Below are 23336 nucleotides of genomic sequence, written 5' to 3' on the forward strand. Positions count from 1 at the left end.
AACGGCGTTGGGTGTCGACCTGCGGCATTAGGCTGACCGGGTGAGTATCGAGATCGCCAACGAGTCGGGTATCGACGTGCCCGAAGAAGATCTGGTCAGTGTCGCGCGCTTCGTGATCACCCGGATGGATGTGCACCCGGCCGCGGAGCTGTCGATGGTGCTCGTCGATCTCGACACCATGGCGGACCTGCACATGCGCTGGATGGACCTGCCCGGCCCGACCGATGTCATGTCGTTCCCGATGGACGAACTCGAGCCGGGCGGTCGCCCCGACAGCCCCGAGCCCGGCCCGTCCATGCTCGGCGACATCGTGCTGTGCCCCGAGTTCGCCGCGGGTCAGGCCCGCAAGGCCGGGCACTCGCTCGACCACGAGCTCGCGCTGCTCACCGTGCACGGCGTGCTCCACCTGCTCGGCTACGACCATGCCGAGCCGGAGGAGGAGAAGGAAATGTTCGCGCTGCAGGCCACCCTGCTCGAAGAGTGGTACGAGAGCCTGCGCGAGGCACAGCGGCGGGCCGAACTCGCCGCCCGGGACGCCAGGTTGCTGGGGAAGGCGGGCTTCACCACACCGGGTGACGCATTAGGACCCGCGTGAATTCGCTGACCCTGATCGTGCTCGCCGTCCTGCTGGTCCCGGTGGGCGGACTGTTCGCCGGTGTCGATTCGGCGTTGAACACCATCTCGCCGGCCCGCGTGGACGACCTGGTCCGGGCCGACCGCCCCGGCGCGGTGCGGTTGAGCAAGATCGTCGCCGATCGCGCCCGCTACGTGAATCTCATGGTGCTGCTGCGCATTCTGTGCGAGATCGGCGCGACCGTGCTGCTGGCCGCGGCGCTGATCTCGGTCTGGGAAGACGATTGGGCGCTGCTGGTCACCGCCATCGTCATGGTGCTGGTGTCGTACGTGGTGATCGGGGTCGGTCCGCGTACCTTGGGCCGTCAGCACGCCTATTCGATCGCGCTGGCCGCGGCGCTGCCGTTGCAGTTCATCGGGGCGCTGCTCGGCCCGCTGTCCCGGCTGCTCATCCTGCTCGGTAACGCGATCACCCCCGGTAAGGGTTTCCGCAACGGGCCGTTCGCCTCCGAGATCGAGCTGCGCGAGGTGGTCGAGATGGCCAGCGAGCGCGGCGTGGTGGCCGACGAAGAACGCCGAATGATCCAGTCCGTCTTCGAACTCGGCGACACCGCCGCCCGCGCGGTGATGGTGCCGCGCACCGAGATGGTCTGGATCGAAGCGGACAAGACCGCCGCACAGGCGATGTCGCTCGCCGTGCGGTCCGGGCACTCGCGCATCCCGGTGGTCGGCGAGAACGTCGACGACATCCTCGGCGTGGTCTACCTGAAAGACCTTGTGCCCTATGCCGAACGCGGCCGCAAGGTGCTGGTGCGCGAGGTGATGCGCCCGGCCGTGTTCATGCCCGACTCCAAACCCCTGGACAGCCTGCTCGACGAGATGCAGCGCCGGCGCAATCACATGGCGCTGCTGGTGGACGAATACGGCGGCATCGCCGGGCTGGTCACCATCGAGGACGTGCTCGAGGAGATCGTCGGCGAGATCGCCGACGAATACGACACCGACGAGACGCCGCCGATCGAAGACCTCGGCGACGGCCGCTACCGCGTTTCGGCCCGGCTGCCGGTGGAAGACCTCGGCGACCTCTACGGCCTCGACATCGAAGAAGAGGACGTCGACACGGTCGGCGGCCTGATGGCGCACGAGCTCGGCCGGGTGCCGCTGCCCGGGTCCAAGGTCGAGGTGCACGGGCTGATGCTGCGTGGTGAGGGTGGCGCGGACACCCGCGGGCGGGTGCGGGTGCACACCGTGGTGGTGCGCAAGGTGAAGGATGCCGAGGGCGAGAAGTCGAACGGCAAACGCAAAGGCAATGGCGCGGATCGGGAGACCCCGGCCGGTCGACACGAGGACGGAGACACCGAATGACCGAATTGGATCCCGAGGACAACAAACTGCTGGTGCTGGCGCGCGGGGCGATGGGCCGCGCGGGCGGCGCCAGCGGCGCGGCGGTACGCGACTCCGACGGCCGCACCTACGCGGCCGGCGAGGTGAACCTGACGGCGCTGCGGCTGACCGCGTTGCAGGCGGCGGTCGCGGCCGCGATCTCCAGTGGCGCAGAGGGATTCGAGGCGGCCGTGGTGGTCGGCGGCCGGTTGTCGGACTTCGGCGTCACCGCGGTGCGCGAGGTGTCGCCCGAGGCGAAGATCATCTTCACCGACCGCGACGGCGCGGTCTTCGAGATCGTCGACGACTCCGCGATGACCGTGGACGCGGAGCCGGTCAGCGAGGTGCGCGGTGGCTGACGGCGAATTCCGTTCCGGCTTCGTCTGTTTCGTCGGCCGACCGAACACCGGCAAGTCGACGCTGACCAACGCCCTGGTCGGCCAGAAGATCGCGATCACCTCCTCGCGCCCGCAGACCACCCGGCACACCATCCGCGGCATCGTGCACCGCGACCACACCCAGCTCATCCTCGTCGACACCCCGGGCCTGCACCGTCCTCGCACCCTGCTCGGCCAGCGACTGAACGACCTTGTGCGCGATACGTATTCGGAAGTCGACGTGATCACGCTGTGCATCCCCGCCGACGAGAAGATCGGTCCCGGCGACAAGTGGATCGTGCAGCAGATCAAGCAGATGGCGCCGAAGACGACCCTGCTCGGTGTGGTCACCAAGATCGACAAGGTGAGCCGGGACCAGATCGGCGAGCAGCTGCTCGCGCTCTCGAAACTGCTGGGGCCCGAGTGTGACGTGGTGCCTGTCTCCGCGGTCAAGGGTGAGCAGATCGAGGTGCTCATCGATGTCATCGCGTCGAAAATGCCTGAGGGACCGGCGTTTTACCCGGACGGTGAGCTGACCGACGAGCCGGAGGAAACCCTCATGGCCGAGCTCATTCGTGAGGCGGCGCTCGAAGGTGTGCGCGACGAACTCCCGCACTCGCTGGCCGTGGTGATCGAGGAAGTCCTGCCCTACGAGCAGAACGAGGAAATGCTCGACGTGCACGCCATTCTGTATGTCGAACGGCCCAGCCAGAAGTCGATCGTCATCGGTAAAGGCGGGGCTCGGCTCAAAGAGGTCGGCACCAACGCGCGCCACCAGATCGAGCACATTCTTGGGACACGGATCTACCTGAACCTGCATGTGAAGGTGGCCAAGGATTGGCAGCGGGATCCGAAACAGTTGGGCAAGTTGGGGTTCTAGGGTCGCGCGGAATCCCCGGCGATCGATGGCCGGTGGAACACGATATGGCCCTGCGACACCGTGGTCCCGGTTGTCGCCGTGGCTCGGTCGACCGTCACGACCAATCGCCGGTCGGCATCCGGCTGCGGGATGGAGGTCAGCGGAACCGGACTGCCGTCCAGCCCGCCGCAGTCGTTCAGCGAGATCGTTTCCAGCAGTGCGAAATCGCCGAGCGGCGTGAGGTCGTCCGGCAGGGTGACCGCGGACAGATCCAGTGATCGGAGCCGGGGCAGTAGTGCGGCCAGTGCGGGCAGCTCGTCGACCAGATCGCAGTCGGCCAGCGTCAGCCGTTCGAGCCCGAGCGCTCGGCCGGCGGTGGTGAGTGCGGCCGGGGCACCTTCGCCGCTGAGACTGAGTTCGCTCAGCTCGTGATCCACAAGGCAGCTGAGGTTGTATTCGACGGGAACCGGTTCGAGGCCGAGTATGCGCAGCGAGGCCGGCAGTGACGTCAATCGGGGCAGCGACCGCCAGCCCACCAGCTGAAGGCGGCGCAGGCCGGTGCACGCGGCCAGCGTGTCCAAGCCGTCGAGCACCGCCTGATGGTCATTGGTGGCGAGAACCAGCTCGTGGAGATATCCCAGTTCGCGCGAGGCGGTCAGCGTGCTCAGATCGTTGACTCCGGTCAGCCGGAACAGCGAGAGCAGCGGCGCGGCCGGTAGCCCGTCGGCCGCCAGGGTGCCGATGCTCGACGGAAATTCGACGATCAGGGATCGAAGATTGCGTAGCCGGACAATGGGTTTCCACTGGCGTGGCCGCCACAGCCAGAGATCGAGACCGGGCTGGGCGGGAAAGTTGGCGAGTACCTCGGTGGCGTACTCGGTCGAGTCGTAGTAGTCCCAGGTGTTGATCAGTTCCTGCTGTATCTCTTGTCGGCTGTCCTTCGCATATCTGCCCAGCAAACGCAACGAGGCCGGTCCGCCGACGAGGGCCGCGGTGCGGACCGTCGTCATCGCGCTCACGTCGGGGATGTCGTCGAGATTCTTCGGCAGGTAGCGCAGCAGCGGCTCGCCGACGGCGACGAGCGAGGCAGCCTCGTCCAGATCCTGCGGCGGAACCAGGCCGGCGATCGTCTCGTCCAGTCGCAGGGCCAGCTCGCCCGAGAGCGACTCGATCGTTTCCCAGCACGACGCGGCCAGTAGTCGCAGGTGCCGGCCACTCTGGTCGTTGTCGGTCGCGCGGTCGAGGATTCCGTTGATCAGTTCGCCGCGCTGGCTGCTGTTGGCGTGGCCCGCCGCCATGATGATCGTGTCGCGCCACACATCCAGATGAGCGCGCCCGACGAGGTTGCCCATGCGGTCTTGCGCGGCGGACTCCGCGGCCGCGAGGTATTCCTGAAAGGTGCGGTGCACGAAGTCGATTCGGCCGTGGGCGGGGGAGCGCAGAATGCCCGAGCGATTGAGTAGATAGTCCAGCACATCGTGCGGATCGACCTCGAGGTGGCGCATGGACGCGATCTTCGTGGTCACGTATTCGGCGGCTTTGCCGAGGTCGATCTCGTTGAGATTGTTGTCCGACAGCCGCCAGGCCAGATCACGGAGCACGGTGACCTTGTCGGTCAGGCTGAGCGAAGCCTTCTGCGCGCTGGGGATATGCCGCTCCGCGTCGCGCCGCTGCACGAGCAGATCGACGGCGATCTGATACAGCTCCATGCGATTGCGCGGTAGTTGTCGCTTACGCCGCAGATGCAACGAACACAGCATCGCCGCGAGCAGCGGGCTGGCAGCCAGCGCTTGCAGATGGGGGCGATCCCCGACACTGGCGATGAGCGCGCGTTCGTAGTCCGGTAGTTCGGCCGGTGCGCACGGCAGTCGCTGTCCGCTCGCGCCGACCGCTTGATGCCATTGGCGGATGAAGGAAGTCAGGTCCGACTGCGTCATTCGTTCCAGCTCGATCGGGGCGAAATCCGCAGGTGCCAGCCAATCATGCTGTGCGGCAACCGGTCTCGAAGTCACGACCATCCTGGTCAGTGGGTAGGCGTTGAGCAGGAGGTTGATCCACTCTCTGACTTTGTCGCGATCCGCGGGAACGAGTTCGTCCACGCCATCGATCAGCAACAGGACCCGGCCGTCCGCCAGCTGCCGATCGATCCACGCACTGGGCATGTGGCTGGTCAACGGGCCTGCCGCGTCATCGAGCAGTTCGTGCAGCTTGGGTAGCTCGCGAGCGGCGTAGCTGCGCAGCCTGAGCAGCACGGGGACCAGGCCGTTCCATGCGGCGAGGTCGCCGGTGAAGGTGGCTCGTGCCGCGGTGACCGCCAACCAGCGCAGCAGCGTTGTCTTGCCCGATCCCGCTTCGCCGCGGAGCAGGATTCGAAGCTTCCGGCTCAATGCCGCTTCGACGCGCTCGCCGCCGAATCCCTGTTCGTCGGCCTGCCGCTTGTCCCCGAACCACAGATAGGTCTGGCCGACCACGCGCAAACTCACGTAGGCGACGGAAAGCTTTGTCCGCAAAGGCTGTTCGATCGCGAAACTGAACAGTTCGACCTCATCGAGGGTCCGGCTGATGAGCTCGAGATACTCGCGGCGGAAGGCCGCATCGTGGTCACTGCCGTCGGGTGCGTACAGCGAGCGTTTGGGCAGTCGCTCCAGGACCTGCTCGACATCGGTGCCCAATCTGTCGATGCGCCTGAGGAATTCGGGCACCGCCCGCTCGACGAACACCGGTAGATGGCGCACGATCTGCACATAGCAATCGCAGCACTCCGCGATCAGCTGGTCATACAACGCCGATCCCGAAGCGCTCAGCCAGGTCGGCTGTCGCACGGTCTCGCGTATCCGGCGAGCGAGCTGCGCCGGGTCGGCATTCGAGGCGAAGATCGCGGCATCGGAAAGATCGGCATTCTCGAAGGTATCCACCACCGCATCGACGACAGCAGTGTGCTCACCTTCATCCATCCCGCGAAACTCATGGGCAAGCATGGGTTCGAGCCGCACCGCCACCGCATCCGCGATCTGCTCGAACTGCCGTTGCACGCTGCGCTGCGGACGGAGACCGGGAATGTACCGCCGAACCAGCGCGTCCATCTCCGACCGCCGATCCTGATCCCCCTGCTGTTTCGCCAACAGAAGATGCGCCGCACGACCGACCAACGCGGTACCGAGCCTGACCGCAACGAGTTCCGCACTCATGGATCCCCCTGTCGCAAGCCTGGCGCCGTCGATCGCTCGTGGCCCTCGATGATGCCACCACCCGCGACGGCGTGTCCAAGGTCCCGGCAAACCCAATTCCTTTTCGGGTATTGCGGATTTCCGGCAATTGCGCTGGACCGAAATGTGAGCAATGGCTTGAGTTTTGGCGGCTGTGCCGAAGCAAAAGCGCTGCTATAGTTCGGCAGGTGGCCGACTGTTCGGTGGCGAACCCGGGGTAAGTCGGTTCAATCTCCGCCGAACAGCTCGATTGCCCAGCGCGTTCGGGTGCTCAGCGCAGTTCGAATGCGCTGGCTAGATTTTACTGAGCACCCGAAATGCGGGAGGGGAAACCTGTGGGTGTGGTGGAAGGGCAAACCTTCGCCGGATACCGGGTGGAGCGCCGCCTCGGTAGCGGTGGGATGGGCACGGTTTTCCTCGTGCAGCATCCCCGGCTGCCGCGCAAGGACGCACTGAAGATCCTGGCGGACGCGCACACGAACGAGCCGGAATTCCGGGCCCGATTCCTGCGTGAAGCCGAAGTCGCTGCGCGGCTGCAACATCCGAACCTGGTCGCGGTCCGCGACCGTGGCGAACAAGACGGCCGGTTGTGGATCGCCATGCAGTATGTCGAAGGCACCGACCTCGCCGAGGTGATTCGGCGCGGACCCGACGTGCTCGACGTCGCCCGCGCGGTACGGATCATCGCCGAGGCGGCCAAGGGACTGGACGAACTGCATCGCGCGGGCTTGCTGCACCGTGACGTGAAGCCGGCCAACATCCTTGTCGCGGAACAGGATGGCAGATCGGATCGGGTGCTGGTCACCGATTTCGGGATCGCTCGTCCCGCCGACGATTCGGCGACGCTCGCGGACGCGGGCGGATTCACCGCCAGCCTGGCCTATGCCGCGCCGGAGCAGATCAGCGGTGAGCCGATGGATCACCGTGCCGATGTCTACGCGCTGGGTTGCACGCTGTACCAACTGCTTACCGGTGCTATTCCGTTCCCGCGGGACAGTCCGGGTTCGGTCATGTACGCGCACCTGAACGACCCACCGCCCCGGCCGACCCTCGGGCGGAGCGCCCGCGTGCCCGCTGGCTTCGACGAGGTGATCGCGAAGGCCATGGCGAAGCAGCCGGAGCAGCGATACCCGAGCTGCGGCGCGCTGGCCGCGGCGGCGGAGGCCGCGCTGACCGGTGCGCGGCAGACCGGCGCCGGACGCAGGCAGGACCGGGCGCTCGGCGTCGCGGTGCTGCTGATTGTCGTTGTGGCGCTGGTGGTCTCGACGCTCATCTGGACGGGTCGAGATGCGCCCGCCGACACCGCGCCCGCGCCGAGCAGCGCCCGTCCGACGAGTGTGAATGCCGCCGACTGGGGCACCTACGCATACATCGTCCAGGCCTTTCCCGAACTGCTACCGCCGGCCCCGCTGGCGAACGGCTACCAGGACATCGGCAGCTGTATCCCGATCGATGTGCAGACCTATGGCACCGTTTCCTTCGACGTGGCGGTCCCGACGGGGCAACTGCTCTGCACCGGCAACGAAGATCCGGCGCGGGGTCTGTCGGTGGTGTGCAATGCCGATCGTCGGCCTTTGCTCCCCGACAAGAACTTTGCGCGCCCAGAGGGCGACGAGCGCTGGAGCAGACCCTCCGGCACCGGACACGTGTTCTGGGGCACCGACACCAATCGCAAGGGCGAAGTCGGCGGTGAGCTGGAGGTGTACTTCGATGATCCGGCCCGGAACTTCTGTCGTGTGCAGGTGGACAGTCACCTGTCGGGAACCGTGCTGCGCACCCAGTGGTGGCCTGATGCGCCGCTGTGACGAGGTGTTGAGAATGACCGCGACATCCTGGACGACCCGCGCGGCGGTGGCGATCACGGCGGCCGCGTTCGCCGTCGCCGCCGGCTGTGCCGTGCCGGGCAATCCGTCGCCGCCGCGATCGGGCCTGAGCAAGCTCGAGGTGGGTGACTACAGTCTCGAACCACCCGTGGCGGCACCCGGTGGGAACGAAAAGTACGGCCGGATAGTGGAATCGGTGCGATTCGCCGAGATCTTGGCGGAACCGACCGACCTCGATCCGGCCCTGACCGTCCCCGGCCGCGGCTTCGGCGTCGCGCCGCTCGCGACTCCCGCGCACGCGGGTGCGTACTTCGTGGCACCGACCCGCGCGGTGCTGGAGCGGAACGGGATGGTCGCGGGTGTCGCGGTGGACCGCAGCGACAAGCCGGTCGAACGCGGCGCGCCGCCGGGCAGCGCCCGAATGCTGACCATCATGGTGCTGCGATTCGCCGATTCCGCTGCGGCGCAACGGGCCGCGCAGGAGATCGATGCGGCCGAGACCGTGGCGAGCCCAGCCGATGAGCCGGTCAGAATTCCGGAGTATCCAGCGGCGCATGGGCATTGGCGGCCGAGCGGGTCGACGATCGCCGTCTCGATCGCGCGGGAGTCCTTCGTCGTCACCGTGCTTGCCGGGCTCAACGCGCCCGACCTCGGCGCTCTTACCACTTTGGCCCGCAAGGTATTCGACGCTCAGCTGCCGCGGTTACGCGACTTCGTGGCCACACCACGCGAGAAGCTTGCCGCCTTGCCCCTCGATCGGGACGGCATGATCGCCAGGATGGTGCCCCAGGCGCCGGGACGCTGGCCGTTTCCCGCGGTGCTCGGCCTCCGGCCGAATACGGGATGGGACGCATCGGTGCACGCCAGCGGTGTCGTGTACGGCCCGCGCGCGTCGGTCATGTTCATCTACGGCAAGACCGCGAAGCCGGATCTGGTCGCGGTGAATGGACTCGATGTGCTCTTCAGATTCCCGGACTCGGTCAGCGCCCGTCAGTCCTTCGACGACGCAAAGCGCAAGGGCAAGGCGAACGCGGAGAGCGGCTCGCCGCTGCCCAGCCCGGGTGGAATCGAGGACATCATCTGTTACGAAGAGCCGGCGGCTGCCGGACCCCAGCCGTTGAGGTTCAGCTGCCGAATCGTCTTCGGACGATATGTGGCAACAGTGTTCGGCCGGCAGCTGGTATCGATACAGCAACGAGCCGCAGCGCAGTACGCCTTGCTGGTGAACAGTGAGCCCGGCGCATGACCGAGAGTGTCGCTCCGGGATCGGTTTTCGCCGGATATCTGATCGAGCGGGTACTCGGCGCCGGTGGGATGGGTTCGGTGTACCTGGCCCGGCATCCGCGGCTGCCGCGCTGGGATGCGTTGAAGGTGCTCTCCGAGATGCACAGCGGGGATACCGAATTCCAGGCCAGGTTCCTGCGCGAGGCCGAGCTGGCCGCGCGGTTGGAACACCCGAATGTCGTTGCGGTGCACGATCGTGGCGTGCACAACGGCAGGCTGTGGATCGCGATGCAGTTCGTGGACGGCATCGATGCCGCCGAGCTCGTTCGCCGCGGCGCGCCCGAGCTGTCACCCGAACGGGTCGTGCACATCATCGACGGCGCGGCCCGTGGTCTGGACGAGGCGCATCGGGCCGGAGTGCTGCATCGCGATGTGAAGCCGGCCAACATCATGCTCGAGTCCCGGCCGGGCGAGCCCGATCGAGTCTTTGTGACCGACTTCGGAATCGCCAGGGCCGCAGGGCAAACCACCGCGCTCACCGAGGTCGGTTCGGTGCTGGCAACCCTCGCCTATGCCGCACCGGAACAGCTCATGGGGGCCGCGGTAGACCATCGCGCCGATGTATACGCGTTGGGCTGCACGCTCTACGAACTACTCACCGGGTCGAAGCCGTACCCGCGCACCAGCGCGGTCGCGGTGATGCAGGCACACCTGCACGACCCGCCACCGCGGCCGAGCGCAGCGAATCCCGCACTCCCGCAGGCAATGGACGGCGTCCTGGCTCGGGCGCTGGCGAAGAATCCCGACGATCGGTACTCCTCCTGTGGCGGGCTGGCCGGCGCCGCGCGGGCCGCGCTGTACGGCAGTGTCGACACTCCGACACAGCGAGCGCCGCGGCCGAGCCGTAAGCGCCGCGTCCGATTCGCGGCAGCCGGCCTTGCGGTGGCCGTGGTCGTCGCCATCGCGGTCGCAACTGTCGTTGTGCTGCAAGGGAATTCGGCTGATCCCCGCCCGGCCACCGCCGCACCGGTGAGCAGTACGACGACGACGCCGGCGACGACCGGTGCCACACCGCAGTCGTGGGCCAACTACAACTTCGTCGTGCAAGCCTTCCCGGAATTCTTGCCGAGTTCGCCGTTCAGCACCGGCTACCAGGGCCTGCGGTGCGCCGCACTCGACCTGGAGAACCGTCAGGTCGACGTGAACCTGCCCGCGCCGCCGCTGGCCACCCTGATCTGCCACGGAAACGGGGCTCCGGTGGATTACGTCGACGTGAGCTGTCGTGCTAGTCGCGCACCCGCCTACCCGCGTCCGTTCCCGCAAACGGTCCTGGTCGGCGAGCAGCGATGGGAGCGGCCGTCCGGGCGCGGCCGCGTGATCTTGGAGAACGACACCGATGGCAAGGGGCAGCCGCAGGGCCTGTTGCAGATCGAATTCGAAAGTCCGCTCCGGAACTTCTGCTACCTGGCGGTCTGGGGCAACAGTTCCGGGCAGGACCTCTACGACCGCTGGTGGCCCGGTGCGCCGTTCTAGCGCGCGAGCACAGAAAGGAGAGACGTCGTGGAATTAGCCGAAGGCACCCTGTTCGCCGGGTACCGCATCGAGCGGCGGCTCGGCAGCGACAGGGTGGGCACGGTCTTTCTGGCGCAGCATCCCCGGCTGCCACGCAAGGACGCGTTGAAGATCCTGTCCGATGCGTACGCGGGCAACCCGGGGTTCCGCGCTCGTTTCCTGCGCGAGGCCGAGGCCGCCGCGCGGCTGCAGCATCCGAACCTGGTCACGGTGCGGGATCGGGGCGAAGAAGACGGCCGGCTGTGGATCGCCATGCAGTATGTGGACGGCATCGACGTTGCCGAGTTGCTCCGGCGCAACCCCGCCGGACTCGATGTCGTGCGCGCGGTCCACATCGGGGCCGAAGCCGCACGCGGACTGGACGAGATCCATCGTGCGGGATTGCGCCATCGTGATGTGAAACCGGCGAGCATTCTTGTTGCCGCGCAGGCTGCGGGACCGGATCGCGTGCTGGTGACCGGTTTCGGCATCGCACCGTCCGCCGATGACGAAACGACGCAGGCATCCGGTGGTGGTATGTCGGCCACCCTGGCCTACGCCGCGCCGGAGCAGATCAGCGGTGATCCGACCGATGATCGCGCCGACGTCTACTCCCTCGGCGCCACCCTGTATCACCTGTTCACCGGATCGGTTCCGTTCCCGAAGGACAGCCCGGGTGCGGTCATGTTCGCGCACCTGAACGAGCCGCCGCCGCTGCCCTCGCAGCAGAATCCGAGGGTGCCTGCGGGTTTCGACGCGGTGATCGCCAAGGCGATGGCGAAGAACCCGGGGGATCGATATCCGAGCTGCGGCGCGCTCGCCGCCGCGGCCGAAGCGGCACTACGCGGGGTGTACGCGATCGAGACCACACCGTACGCGGGACGCCCCGCCCAGGCCCGGCGGCGGCTGCTCGTCGGTGCCGCGGCGTTGGCGATTGCTCTTGTGGTGGTACTGGTTTCGGTGTTGTTCAACATCGACCGGGAAGAGCGGTCGGCGGCTCCGCCGACGCCGAGCACCACCCCGCCGCGTCCGTCGAGCGGCGTGTCCATCAAATGGGGCAACCACGGCTTCGCCATTGCCGCATTCCCGAATCTGCTACCCGCGACTCCCTACAGCATCGGCTACCGCGAGCTGAACATGTGCACACCCGTCGACGCGGGGTTCAGTCCCATCGCGTTCGACGCGGTGGTGCAAGTGGATCGGCTGTCCTGCACCGGAGATCAGGATCCGGTGGAAGTAGTGGATGTTTCCTGCAACACCGACCGTTCGCCGATCGCACCCGCGCCGCCACCCGATCCGATGACCGAGCAGGTCGAGGGCGAGGAGCACTGGACCAGGCCCTCCGGCGCCGGTGTACTGCGCTGGGGCACTTATCGGGCGCGCTCGGGAGCCATCATCGGCACGCTGGAGATTTCGTTCGAGGATCCGGGCCGCAACTTCTGCCGGCTCACCGTCAACGGCGGTGAGTCCGGTGCGCAACTTCGTCGCGAATGGTGGACCGATGCGCCTCTCTGACCTGACTCGCGCGCTGCTCGCCGTGCTCGTCTCGACCACCTTGCTGGCGGTGTCCGGTTGTGCGGCACAAGGGAATCCGGTCCCGGTGATACCGGACGTGCGCTCGCTCGACGTCGGCTCGAACCCCATCGAAGCGCTCGTCGAACCGCCTAACGACAACGAAGGCTACGGGCGCACAGTGGAATCCGTCCGGATGGTCGAAGTGATGATCGATCCCATCGAGGCGGATCCGGCCTTGACGTTCGACGTTCGTGGCGGATTCGCCCCGCTGCCGACGCCGGCCAAGGCGACCCGATTTCTGGCCAAGCCGGTTCGCGCGGTGCTCGACCGGCACGCGATGCTGGCCGGTGCCTCGGTCAGCGGTACCGACGTAGAGCAGGACGAGAAGCGCCCGGTGGTCGGCCGGTCGCGCGTGCTGACCGTACTAGCGCTGCGTTTTCCCGATGCCGCCGCGGCACAGCAGGCGGCGCGGGAGATCGATGCGGTCGATTCCGCGATCAGCCCCGACAATGTGGCCGTCGCTATCCCGAATCACGCTGCCGCGCTGGGTCATTGGCGACCGAACGTGCCGACGCTGGCCGCGACCATCGCCTACGAATCCTTCGTCGTGACGCTGCTGATCGGGCACACGGCGCCTGATCTGGGCGTAATGACCGGGGTGGCGCGCAACGCATTCGACGCTCAGCTACCGCGGTTGCGTGAGTTCTCGGCCACGCCGCGCGACAAGCTCGCGACGTTGCCGTTGGACCGAGATCGCCTACTCGCCAGGATGTTGCCGGAGGTGCCAGGCCGATGGCCCTATCCCGTGGTGATCACCCGCGCGTACGAGAAGAACGCGGGCTGGCATGCGGCGATCGACATGTCCGGGGTGGTGTTGGGGCCGCGGGGCGCCCGGCTGTACCGCGGGCGCAAGCAGGATCCACCGGCCGAACTCTATGCCCTCACCATTTCCAATGGCCTCCTGCAGTTTTCGGACGCGACCGCCGCCCGCCGGGCCTTCATGGATACGAGCCGCACCGACGACCCGGTACTGCGGCCGGCCGCGGGACCGGCCGGGGTACCGGATGCCCGGTGTTTCGAACAACTGGACGTGCCATCGCAATACCCCGTCCGGTTCATCTGTGAGATTCTGTACGGTCGCCACACCGCGACGGTGCACGGCCGCGACATCAAAGACGCCCATCAGCAGGCGACCGCGCAGCTCGGACTGCTGGTGGGCGGCGGGTAGCGGAGATGGCTGAAAGTCTCTTGCCAGGAACAGTTTTCGCCGGCTACCTGATCGAGCGGAAGCTGGGCAGCGGTGGCATGGGCGCGGTGTATCTGGCTCGTCACCCCCGGCTGCCCCGCCGCGACGCGCTGAAGGTGCTTGCCCAGGCGTACAGCGCGAACGGCGAGTTCCGGGCTCGGTTCCTGCGTGAGGCAGAGCTGGCGGCGCGGCTCGATCATCCCAATATCGTTGCGGTGCAAGACCGCGGGGTCGAGGACGGCCGGCCGTGGATCGCCATGCAGTTCGTGGACGGCGTCGATGCCGCCGAGCTCATCCGCCGCGGCGCGGCCGAACTGCCGCCCACCCGGGTGCTGCACATCATCGGCGAGGCGGCGCACGGCCTGGACGAGGCGCACCGGGCCGGGATGCTGCATCGTGACGTCAAGCCGGCCAATATCCTGCTGGAGCGTCGGCCGGTGGGACCGGAACGTGTCCTGGTGGCGGATTTCGGAATCGGCCGGGCCGCAGCGGAAACCACCAAACTGACCGAGACCGGGACGGTCCTCGCGACCTTGGCCTATGCCGCGCCCGAACAGCTCGCCGGACAGGTCGTCGACCACCGGGCGGATATCTACGCGCTGGGCTGCACGCTCTACGAACTGCTCACCGGCAGCAAGCCGTTTCCGCGAGCCAACCCACTTGCCGTGATGCAAGCGCACCTACAGGATCCGCCGCCGCGACCGACCGCGGTGAATCCTGCTCTGCCGCAGGCGATCGATGCCGTGGTCGCGCAGGCGATGGCGAAGCGGCCGGAGGACCGGTACGGCACCTGCGGTACGCTGGCGTACGCGGCACTGACCGCTTTCGGTGTCACGGAACAGCCCACACTCGACGTCCGGCCCCCGGCGGCGAAGACCCGCAGGCGACGGACCGGGCTTGTCATCGCCGCAGCCCTGGCGATCGTCTTGGCTGCTGCCGCGAGTGCTGTTGCGTTGACGAGGAATTCGGATGATACCCGGGTGGCGCCCAGTACGTCCGCGCCGGTAGGTAGCCCGACGTTGGTGCCGCCGAGATCGCCGGTCGCGACGGCACCAACCTGGGGCAGCCACAATTACATGGTCCGGGCCTTGCCCGAACTGCTCCCCAAGACGCCCGCGGACAGCGGCTACCAGGGCATCCGGTGCGTCGCGGTCGGCAAGGACAAGCTTCCGATCGATGTGAATCAGCAGGCGGGCGACACGACCACCCTGTCGTGTAATGGAGATCGGAATCCGGTGGCGCTGTTGCAGGTCGAGTGCAATGTCAATCGCACGCTCAGCAAGATCGGCCCGTACCACGACCTGCCTCCCGGCGGGGACGAGCGATGGGAACGCGCCACCGGCCGCGGCCGGGTGATCTGGCAGGACACCCACGACCCGGCCGGTCAACCCGCGGGCGCGGTGCAGATCGGCTTCGACGGCGGCGAGCGAGGTCATTGTCAGCTGCGGGTATTCGGCGGCACCTCCGGCCGAGATCTCGTCGACCGCTGGTGGCGGGACGCGCCGCTCTAGCTCGGTGGCGCGACCCGAACGACGTGATGCGGCGGCGTGATTCAGGCGGCCTGCCACCAGGGCGCGGGGCGCTCGCGCTCCCAGTGCAGTTCCGATTCCAGTTGGGCGGCAACCGAAATCAGGAGGGGTTCGGTGGAGGCGGTGCCCATCAGCTGGGCGCCGACCGGGAGGCCTGCGTCGGTGAAACCGGCGGGGACGTTCACGCTCGGCCAGCCGAGGACGTTCCACGGCCAGGTGTAGGGGCAGGCGGCGGTGATGAGGTTGTTGGTGGCGTGGACGCCGATGCCGTCGATGTCTTCGGCGCGTGGGGGAGGGGTGGCGGTGGTGGGGGCCAGGACCAGGTCGTAGTCGTGGAAGAAGGTGCCGATGCGCTTGTGTAGCAAGGGTTCTGCTCGGCGGGCGGCGGCGAGTGCGGGTCCGTCGAGTAGGCGGCCGAAGCGGGTGTTGGCGATCGTGCGCGGATCTACCTGGGCGCCAGGCAGTTTCTGATGGGCCGCGCGGATGCCGGCCATGGATCGGGGGAGGAACGTTGCGCCGATCATGAGGCCGTAGTGCAGGTCCGCGACCGTCACCGTGTGGCCGAGTTCGCGCAGGGTGTCGCCGATGCGGCGTACCGCGGCGGCGATTTCGGGGTCGAGCGGGGTCTTGGTCGCGGTGAACGGGGTGCGCAGGGACAGTGCGATGCGCAGCCTGCCCGGATCGCGGCCGACCGCCTCGCCGGCGGAAATCGTTGCGGGAGTGTGTAAATCGCCTCGGTGCGGTCCGGCGGCCAGGTCGAGCAGCAGGGCGGCGTCCGCGACGGTACGGGCCAGTGGGCCGTTGACCGTGAGCCCGTAGAACGACTCGGCCTGCGGCCACGTGGAGATTCGCCCACGCTGCGGTTTGATGCCGACGAGATTGGTCCAGGACGCGGGGATGCGGACGGAGCCCGCACCGTCGGAACCCAGTGCGGCAGGCACCAATCCGGCCGCGACCGCCGCCGACGACCCGCCGGACGAACCACCCGGCGTGTGCTCGGCGGACCACGGGTTGCGGGTGTAGCCGAAGGAGTCGGCACTGGTGAACGGCAACTGGCCCAGCTCGCAGGTATTGGTTTTGCCGACGATCACCGCGCCCGCCGCCCGCAAGCGCCGAACCGATTCGGCGTCTTCGGTTTTCGGCGCGAACGTCCCACCGCACCCGAATGCCGTTGGCTCACCGGCGATATCGGTGTCGTCCTTCACCGCGATCGGCACCCCGAGCAACGGCAGCCGGTCGCCCGCCGCGAGCCGCCGGTCGGCCTCGGCCGCCTCGGCGAGCGCCCGCTCGCGGCGCACGATCCGGAACGCGTTGAGCGTCGGCTGCGACGCCTCGATGCGGTCGAGAGCGGCACCGACGGCGGCAACGGAGCTGGTCGTGCCCTGCGCGAGGGCAGCGGCATACTCGGCCAGCCCGAGGTCGCCGGTCTGCGTCTCGATGGTCTGCCGAGTGGGTTCCGTCATTGTGGGCTCCGTCTCGTCGTGCTTTCGAAAGACGGTAGCGCGCACCTGGACAAGTGACTAGTTCGCCTTCTGGCTTCGCGTAATTCAGGCCTTCATCCAGTGGTCGATTTCCGGACTCTACCGGCCGAACTATAGACATACATACCGAATGTATGTAACAGTGGCGGAACCGCGACGCACTGGAGGAACGATGGGAATCAGCACCGAACTCGGCCGCACACACGAGGTAGACCTGCCCTGCGGCCGCATCCGCTACCACGACACGGGGGAGGGCTCGCCGGTCGTCTTCGTGCACGGCCTGCTCGTCAACGCAGACCTCTGGCGCAAGGTCGTCCCCGGCATCGCCGCCGCGGGCCACCGCTGCCTGACCCCGGACTGGCCGCTGGGCGCACACCAGATCCCGGTCCCGGACGCCAACCTGACCGTCCCCGGCCTCGCCGACCTCATCGCGTCCTTCCTCGAACGACTGGACCTGACCGACGTCACCGTCGTCGCCAATGACACCGGCGGCGCGCTCACCCAGGTCCTGATGACCCGTCATCCCGCCAGGATCGGCCGCGTAGTCCTCGCCGCGGTCGACTGCTACGAGGCCATGATGCCGCCGCCGTTCAACCTGTTCACCTGGCTGGCCAAGATCCCCGGCTCGATGCGCCCGGTGATCGAACTGGCCCGCATCCGCGCGCTGCACGCGACGCCGCTGGTGTTCGGTCTCGTGGCCAAGCGCAGGGTGCCGCCGGAGATCGCCGACTCCTACCTGGCCGGTAGCCGCGCGTCCGGCGCCATCCGAAAGAACCTGCGGCAGTTCCTGAAGAACGCGAAGGCCAGCCACACGCTGGAGGCCGCGACGCACTTCGGGTCGGTCGAGATCCCGGTGCTGGTGGTGTGGGCGCGCGAGGACAAGGTGTTCCCGATGTCCTATGCCGAACGCCTGACCAGCGACCTGCCGAATGCGACGCTGAAGGTCATCGACGATTCGTACACCTTCATCCCCGAAGACCAGCCCGAGTTGCTCACCGAGTCGATCCTGGAGTTCACTCGGCTGCATGCCACGCCGTAGCCAGGAGGACCGCTCCCGCACCACCAGGGCCGCGCTCGAGCAGGCCGGCCGCAGGCTGTTCATCGAGCGCGGCTTCGCGGCGACCTCGGCCGAGGAACTCGTCACCGAGGCGGGGGTCACCCGCGGCGCGCTGCACCACCACTACGGCGACAAGCGCGGCCTGTTCCTCGCGGTGCTGGAACAGATCGAGGTCGAGTCCACCGAGGAGATCGAAACCGCCATCGGCACAGTCGATCCCGACGATGTGATGGCGGGCATGGCGGTCGGCCTCAGCGTCTTCCTGGAGATCTGCCAGCGTCCGCCGATGCTGCGGATCGCGCTCACCGACGCGCCCGCGGTGATGGGCTGGCAGGCCTGGCGCGAATTCGAGCAGCAGCACGGCCTCGGCATGATCACCGCGATGCTGGAACGCGCGCGCACCGCGGGCCTGATCGCCGACGGCCCCATCCCGATGCTGGCGCAACTGCTGCTCAGCGCGCTCACCGAATCGGCGTTGATCGTCGCGCACGCCGCCGACCCGGACAGCGCCCGCGCCGAGGCCCAGCAGTCGTTGCTGCTGCTCATCTCCGGTCTCATCCGCGCCTGAATCAGCTCGAGCGCAATAGTCGTGCCCGATTGCGCCGCCGCCCAGAATCGGCCAGATGAAGCTCGTAGCGATAGGTGTCGGCCTCGCGGTCGGCTTCGGCCTGGCCGCAACGGCCCAGGCACAGCCCCTCACCCCCGATTACGCCCAGGCCCCGAACGGTATCGGCGTCACCGACCCGTCGATCACCCCCGCGATCTCGCCGATCCAGGTGCCGACCACCGAGGTCGAGCGCGGCCCCGACGCGACGACCATCGTCGCGCACCCGTACCTCGCGCCGTGGGTGCACAACCTGGTCCCGATCGCGCCGAACACCGCGGTCGAGGTGCAGGGCGCGGCGCGGATCACCGTGCCGGGCGCGGCCGACGGACGCGCGCTGGTGGTCAATCCGAACGGTCACTGCCGCTTCGACGGACCGGGCGCGCAGCCCGCCGCACTCGGCGCGACCGCATTGAACCCGGTGCGCGTCGACACCCCGCTGTTCCAGCTGGTCATCGAACCGACGCTGTACCGCTGATCACTCCACGAATTGCAGCTCCACCTGCGGTAATTCGACCATGACCCGGGCGCACACGGCCCGGTGCCAGGTGGCCGGATATCGCGTGTCCGGCTCGTGCTTGCTGTAGTCGTCGTTGGTCCGATACGTGTGCAGGCGCGGCGAGATCTCCCCCGCACCGATGGCGTCGACCATCGCCTCCACCACCTGCTCGGTCTCGTCGGCGATCTCGGCTAGCTCGCGGGCCGCGGTGTCCGGAATCTGGAATGCTCCCCGCTCCCAGCGTTCCACGGTGCGCTCGGCCACGGCGAAGAGCCGGGCGCACCAGGGCACCGGCAATCCGAGCAATTCACGAGTGGCCCGAAAACCTGCGGCGGTTCCGGTACCAAGTAGATCGTCCAAAGCCGAAAGCCCCTCCCCAGCAGTACGGTAGAGAAAAAGGATAGGGCAGCACGCCGACCGGCATGGGGGATTCGTCGGGGAAGTGGCAGCGGAGAGGCCGCGCCTGCCAAAGGCTGTCGGGTCTTCGTGGGAGGATGAGGCGTGCGTTTGTATCGGGATGTGGCGGTGGTGGTACGCCAGCACAAGCTGGGCGAGGCGGACCGCATTGTCACGTTGCTGACGCGCCAGCACGGACTGGTGCGCGCGGTGGCCAAGGGGGTGCGCCGGACCAAGTCGAGGTTCGGGGCCAGGCTGGAGCCGTTCGCCTACATCGACGTGCAGCTGCATCCGGGGCGCACGCTCGACGTGGTGACCCAGGTGCACACGGTGGAGGCGTTCGCCTCCGACATCATCGACGACTACGGCCGCTACACCACCGCCTGCGCGGTGCTGGAAACCGCCGAACGGCTGGCCGGCGAGGAACGCGCGCCCGCGCCGCGACTGCACGCGCTCACCGCGAGCGCGTTGCGCGCCATCGCCGCCAAACAGCGCCCGCACGAGCTGATCCTGGACGCATTCCTGTTGCGCGCCATGGGTTTCGCGGGCTGGGCGCCCGCGCTGGACGAATGCGCCAAGTGCGCGACGCCGGGCCCGCATCGGGCGTTCCATGTCGCGGCTGGCGGCGCGGTGTGCGTGCACTGCCGTCCGCCCGGGTCGGCGACGCCGGCGCCGGGGGTGCTCGATCTGCTGGTCGCGTTGCTGCGCGGCGAGTGGGAGTACGTCGAGACGGTGCCCGAGGGAGTGCGCAGGCAGGCCAGCGGTCTGGTCGCGGCGCATCTGCAATGGCATCTGGAACGCCAGCTGCGCACGTTGCCGCTGATCGAGCGGTCGACCCCGGTGCGCGCCCCCGCCTGATCCAGCGGGACCGTGGAGACCTTCACCAGGCCTCCACAACCATCAGGCAGGATAGGGGCCGTGATCCTCCGCCGAGACTCCTCCACCGCGACCAAGTCGGGCGCGACCCGCACCGTTCGGCCGCCCTCGCAGCATCCCTCGGGCGCTCGTCCGCCGGAAATCCCGGCCGTGCTGGTGCCCAACCACGTCGCGCTGGTGATGGACGGCAACGGTCGCTGGGCGCAAGAACGCGGGCTGCCGCGCACCGCGGGCCACGAACGCGGCGAGGCCGTGCTGATGGACACCGTCGAGGGCTGCATCGAGATCGGCGTCAAGTGGCTCTCGGCCTACGCCTTCTCCACCGAGAACTGGCGGCGTAGCCCCGAGGAGGTGCGCTTCCTCATGGGCTTCAACCGCGACGTGATCCGCCGCCGCCGCGACGAGATGCACGAGATGGGCGTGCGGGTGCGCTGGGCCGGCCGGCGACCGCGCCTGTGGCGCAGCGTGATCAACGAACTCGAGGTCGCCGAGGAGCTGACCAAGGACAACACGGTGATGACCCTCACCATGTGCGTCAACTACGGCGGTCGCGCCGAAATCGCCGACGCGGCAAGGGAAATCGCGCGACGGGTGGCGGCGGGCGAGATCGACCCGGAGAAGGTCACCGAGTCGACGCTGGCGAAGTACCTGGATGAACCGGATATGCCGGACGTGGACCTGTTCCTGCGTCCATCCGGTGAGTTCCGTAGCTCGAACTTCCTCATCTGGCAGTCCGCCTACGCCGAATTCGTCTACCAGGACACCCTGTTTCCCGATTTCGACCGCCGCAACCTGTGGGCCGCCTGCCTCGAGTACGCTTCGCGGGACCGGCGCTTCGGCGGCACCAAATGAACGGCGGTACGGGCATGGAATCCACGGTGAGTCCGGAACACGAGTTGCAGGCGCGGGCCGGCGCCTGCCTGTCGATCTACGACATCGACGTGCGGGTCGACCAGGAGGGCTCGATCGGCTTCGAATACGAGGGCTCGCTGTGCTCGTTGCGCGCGGTGCGGCTGGCGCCCGGGCTCGACGTGCTGACGCTGACCTGCGTGCTGGCCTGGGATCGTCCGGTCAAGGCGCAGCTGCACAAGCGGGTCGCCGAGCGGAACAACGAGCTGCAATTCGGCTCGCTGACCGTGATCGTGCGGGAGAAGCTCGCCGACGTCATCATGCGCTACACCTTCCCGGCCGCCGGGCTCGACGACCAGGCGCTGGCCACCATGCTGGTACTCGTGCTCTCCGGCGCGGGCCGCGCCCGTCAGGGTCTGCTGGCGCCGTGATCGGCGCCATGACATCTGTCATGGCGGACACGTGACATGCGTGCGGGGTGTTCGAGGCGCTGATGGGCGACCGTTTAATGCATGACATCAGCACTGACGACCGCGGCCGTCTTCGCCGCGGCGGGTGGTTCGGGGGCGCGGGGCTCGGGGGCACACCGGGCGACGCCGGCGATCGAACTGCACGATCTGCGTAAGCGCTTCGCGGTACCCGGCGGCGACGCTGTGCAAGCCGTCGACGGACTGGACCTGGTCATCGAACCGGGCGAGATCGTCGCGTTCCTCGGACCCAACGGCGCGGGCAAGACCACCACCCTCGACCTGGTGCTCGGCCTGGCCACGCCGGACTCCGGCACCGTCGAGGTGTTCGGCGGCTCGCCGACGGAAGCGCTTGCAGTAGGCCGGATTTCGGCCGTGCTGCAATCCGGCGGGCTGCTGCCCGATCTCACCGTCGGCGAAACCGTGCGGCTGGTCGCGACGTTATACGCGAACGCGCGCCCGGTCGAGGAGGTGCTGGCGCGGGCGGGCATCGCCGAGATCGCCGGCCGGATGGTCGGCAAATGCTCCGGTGGGCAACGCCAGCGGCTGCGCTTCGCCCTCGCGCTGCTGCCCGATCCCGACCTGATCATCCTCGACGAGCCCACCACCGGCATGGATGTCGAAGGGCGACGGGACTTCTGGAACGCGATGCGCCAGGACTCCGAGCGCGGCCGCACCGTCCTGTTCGCCACCCACTACCTGGACGAGGCCGACGCCTACGCCGATCGGATCGTGCTGGTGCGGGCGGGCCGGGTGGTCGCGGACGGCAGCGCCGCCGAGATCAAGAACCTGGCCTCGGGACGCGCGGTCAGCGCCACGCTGCCCGGTGCCGTGCCGACCGGGCTGCTCGCGCTGTCCGGGGTCGACGAAGTCGAGGCGCGCGGCGAGCGAATCGTCGTGCACACCAAGGACTCCGACGCGGTAGCCCGCTATCTGCTCACCGAGACCACCGCGACCGATCTCGAAATCACCTCGCACAACCTCGAATCCGCGTTCCTGGCGCTCACCACCGGAGACCACTGACATGACAACGCTTGCCCCACCGGCCGATACCCGGCATCGGCGGACACCGCTGGGCGGTTTCAGCGCCGGATTCCTGCGCTTGGAGCTGCGCCGGATGCTGCGCAACCGGCGCACGATGATCTTCACGCTGCTCATCCCGCCGGTGTTCTTCGTCATCTTCGGACTGCAATCCGATTTCCGGACAAAGTCTTTCGGCACCGGCAATATGACCGGCTACATCATGGTGTCGATGGCCGTCTACGGCGCGATGCTGGCGACCACCAGCGGCGGAGCGATGGTGGCGATCGAACGCGCACAGGGCTGGAGCCGGCAATTGCGGCTCACCCCACTGCATCCGGTCGCCTACATCGCCACCAAGGTCGCCGTCGCGATGGTGCTCGGGCTGGCCTCGGTCGGCGCGGTCTTCATCGTCGGCGCGTTCCTCGGCGCGCGCCTGACGCCGGTCGCGTGGGTGAGTTGCTTCCTGCTCGCCTGGATCACCTCGCTGGTCTTCGCCGCCTTCGGCCTGTTCGTCGGCTACCTGCTGCCGTCGGAGAACGTGATGCAGCTGCTCGGGCCGTTGCTCGCGGCGCTGTCCTTCGCGGGCGGGTTGTTCGTTCCGCTGAGCGGATGGTTCGGCACGGTGTCGAAGGTGCTTCCGACCAACGGGGTCGCCACGCTGGCCCGGATGCCGTTCGGCGACACCGGCACGGGGTCGATCGCGCTCGCGGTGCTCAACGTCGTCGTGTGGGCCGCGGTGTTCGTCGCCGGATCGACGATGCTGTTCCGTCGTGACACGTCGCGCTGAGCCGTCCGGTG

General features: G+C 67.9%; 21 protein-coding genes. 18 read left to right on the forward strand and 3 right to left on the reverse strand.

Going from position 1 to position 23336, the window contains the following annotated elements; translation table 11 throughout:
• Nucleotides 1-40 precede the first annotated feature (40 nt).
• From ybeY to era, 4 genes are read left to right on the forward strand one after another with little or no spacing between them, the layout of a single operon-like run.
• Nucleotides 41-595: an rRNA maturation RNase YbeY gene (ybeY, locus tag AB0M22_RS19455; protein WP_040732959.1), complete on the forward strand. Its 555-nt coding sequence runs from the start codon at nucleotides 41-43 to the stop codon at nucleotides 593-595.
• A complete protein-coding gene (locus AB0M22_RS19460) occupies nucleotides 592-1938 on the forward strand; it encodes a hemolysin family protein (protein ID WP_364728285.1) in 1347 nt (448 codons plus the stop codon). The genes ybeY and AB0M22_RS19460 overlap by 4 nt, the downstream gene beginning before the upstream one ends.
• Nucleotides 1935-2315, forward strand: coding sequence for a cytidine deaminase (locus tag AB0M22_RS19465; RefSeq protein WP_364728288.1), 381 nt, complete (start codon nucleotides 1935-1937; stop codon nucleotides 2313-2315). Before AB0M22_RS19460 ends, AB0M22_RS19465 begins: the two co-directional genes overlap by 4 nt.
• Nucleotides 2308-3213 carry a GTPase Era gene (era, locus tag AB0M22_RS19470; protein ID WP_364728291.1) on the forward strand — a complete coding sequence of 302 codons (906 nt, stop codon included), beginning with the start codon at nucleotides 2308-2310 and terminating at the stop codon, nucleotides 3211-3213. Before AB0M22_RS19465 ends, era begins: the two co-directional genes overlap by 8 nt.
• Here era and AB0M22_RS19475 read toward each other — a convergent pair.
• Complete coding sequence (locus AB0M22_RS19475) at nucleotides 3210-6380, reverse strand: NACHT domain-containing protein (RefSeq protein WP_364728293.1); 3171 nt, start codon at nucleotides 6378-6380, stop codon at nucleotides 3210-3212. The two genes, era and AB0M22_RS19475, sit on opposite strands and share 4 nt — an antisense overlap.
• A gap of 359 nt (nucleotides 6381-6739) precedes the next feature.
• On the opposite strand from AB0M22_RS19475, the gene AB0M22_RS19480 reads away from it, so the two are divergent.
• The 6 genes from AB0M22_RS19480 to AB0M22_RS19505 are packed head-to-tail and all read left to right on the forward strand — an operon-like array spanning nucleotide 6740 to nucleotide 15268.
• Nucleotides 6740-8203: a serine/threonine-protein kinase gene (locus tag AB0M22_RS19480; protein WP_364728295.1), complete on the forward strand. Its 1464-nt coding sequence runs from the start codon at nucleotides 6740-6742 to the stop codon at nucleotides 8201-8203.
• Nucleotides 8204-8216: 13 nt separating this feature from the next.
• Nucleotides 8217-9467 carry a hypothetical protein gene (locus AB0M22_RS19485; RefSeq protein WP_364728297.1) on the forward strand — a complete coding sequence of 417 codons (1251 nt, stop codon included), beginning with the start codon at nucleotides 8217-8219 and terminating at the stop codon, nucleotides 9465-9467.
• Nucleotides 9464-10978, forward strand: coding sequence for a serine/threonine-protein kinase (locus tag AB0M22_RS19490; protein WP_364728300.1), 1515 nt, complete (start codon nucleotides 9464-9466; stop codon nucleotides 10976-10978). Before AB0M22_RS19485 ends, AB0M22_RS19490 begins: the two co-directional genes overlap by 4 nt.
• A gap of 27 nt (nucleotides 10979-11005) precedes the next feature.
• Nucleotides 11006-12511 carry a serine/threonine-protein kinase gene (locus AB0M22_RS19495; protein ID WP_364728302.1) on the forward strand — a complete coding sequence of 502 codons (1506 nt, stop codon included), beginning with the start codon at nucleotides 11006-11008 and terminating at the stop codon, nucleotides 12509-12511.
• Complete coding sequence (locus tag AB0M22_RS19500) at nucleotides 12498-13739, forward strand: hypothetical protein (protein WP_364728305.1); 1242 nt, start codon at nucleotides 12498-12500, stop codon at nucleotides 13737-13739. The genes AB0M22_RS19495 and AB0M22_RS19500 overlap by 14 nt, the downstream gene beginning before the upstream one ends.
• Nucleotides 13740-13744: 5 nt before the next feature.
• Nucleotides 13745-15268 (forward strand): serine/threonine-protein kinase, encoded by a 1524-nt coding sequence (locus AB0M22_RS19505; RefSeq protein WP_364728308.1) that lies wholly within the window; start codon nucleotides 13745-13747, stop codon nucleotides 15266-15268.
• Nucleotides 15269-15309: 41 nt separating this feature from the next.
• On the opposite strand, the gene AB0M22_RS19510 is transcribed toward AB0M22_RS19505, so the two are convergent.
• The gene (locus AB0M22_RS19510) at nucleotides 15310-16749 is read right to left on the reverse strand and encodes an amidase (RefSeq protein ID WP_364728310.1); all 1440 of its coding nucleotides are present in this window, start codon (nucleotides 16747-16749) and stop codon (nucleotides 15310-15312) included.
• A 190-nt stretch (nucleotides 16750-16939) separates the two neighbouring features.
• Between AB0M22_RS19510 and AB0M22_RS19515 the strand changes: the two genes are divergently transcribed.
• The 3 genes from AB0M22_RS19515 to AB0M22_RS19525 are packed head-to-tail and all read left to right on the forward strand — an operon-like array spanning nucleotide 16940 to nucleotide 18906.
• Complete coding sequence (locus tag AB0M22_RS19515) at nucleotides 16940-17806, forward strand: alpha/beta hydrolase (RefSeq protein WP_364728312.1); 867 nt, start codon at nucleotides 16940-16942, stop codon at nucleotides 17804-17806.
• Nucleotides 17793-18392, forward strand: a complete 600-nt coding sequence (locus AB0M22_RS19520) for a TetR/AcrR family transcriptional regulator (protein ID WP_364728315.1) — start codon at nucleotides 17793-17795, stop codon at nucleotides 18390-18392. Before AB0M22_RS19515 ends, AB0M22_RS19520 begins: the two co-directional genes overlap by 14 nt.
• Before the next feature lie 55 nt (nucleotides 18393-18447).
• The gene (locus AB0M22_RS19525; protein ID WP_364728318.1) at nucleotides 18448-18906 is read left to right on the forward strand and encodes a hypothetical protein; all 459 of its coding nucleotides are present in this window, start codon (nucleotides 18448-18450) and stop codon (nucleotides 18904-18906) included.
• Here the strand turns inward: AB0M22_RS19525 and AB0M22_RS19530 are convergent, their stop codons facing one another.
• Complete coding sequence (locus AB0M22_RS19530) at nucleotides 18907-19287, reverse strand: DUF1870 family protein (RefSeq protein ID WP_191094009.1); 381 nt, start codon at nucleotides 19285-19287, stop codon at nucleotides 18907-18909.
• Between the two features lie 141 nt (nucleotides 19288-19428).
• Here AB0M22_RS19530 and recO point away from each other — a divergent pair, with 141 nt between their 5' ends.
• The 5 genes from recO (at nucleotide 19429) to AB0M22_RS19555 (ending at nucleotide 23325) form a co-directional block, all read left to right on the forward strand.
• Nucleotides 19429-20181 (forward strand): DNA repair protein RecO, encoded by a 753-nt coding sequence (gene recO, locus AB0M22_RS19535; RefSeq protein ID WP_364728322.1) that lies wholly within the window; start codon nucleotides 19429-19431, stop codon nucleotides 20179-20181.
• Nucleotides 20182-20241: 60 nt separating this feature from the next.
• Nucleotides 20242-21051: an isoprenyl transferase gene (locus AB0M22_RS19540; RefSeq protein ID WP_364728325.1), complete on the forward strand. Its 810-nt coding sequence runs from the start codon at nucleotides 20242-20244 to the stop codon at nucleotides 21049-21051.
• A complete protein-coding gene (locus tag AB0M22_RS19545; RefSeq protein WP_364728327.1) occupies nucleotides 21048-21479 on the forward strand; it encodes a YbjN domain-containing protein in 432 nt (143 codons plus the stop codon). Before AB0M22_RS19540 ends, AB0M22_RS19545 begins: the two co-directional genes overlap by 4 nt.
• A gap of 81 nt (nucleotides 21480-21560) precedes the next feature.
• Complete coding sequence (locus tag AB0M22_RS19550; protein WP_364728330.1) at nucleotides 21561-22538, forward strand: ABC transporter ATP-binding protein; 978 nt, start codon at nucleotides 21561-21563, stop codon at nucleotides 22536-22538.
• Nucleotide 22539: 1 nt separating this feature from the next.
• Nucleotides 22540-23325, forward strand: coding sequence for an ABC transporter permease (locus AB0M22_RS19555; protein ID WP_364728333.1), 786 nt, complete (start codon nucleotides 22540-22542; stop codon nucleotides 23323-23325).
• Nucleotides 23326-23336 lie beyond the last annotated feature (11 nt).

Source organism: Nocardia sp. NPDC051756, assembly GCF_040681495.1.
Taxonomy (GTDB): Bacteria; Actinomycetota; Actinomycetes; order Mycobacteriales; family Mycobacteriaceae; genus Nocardia.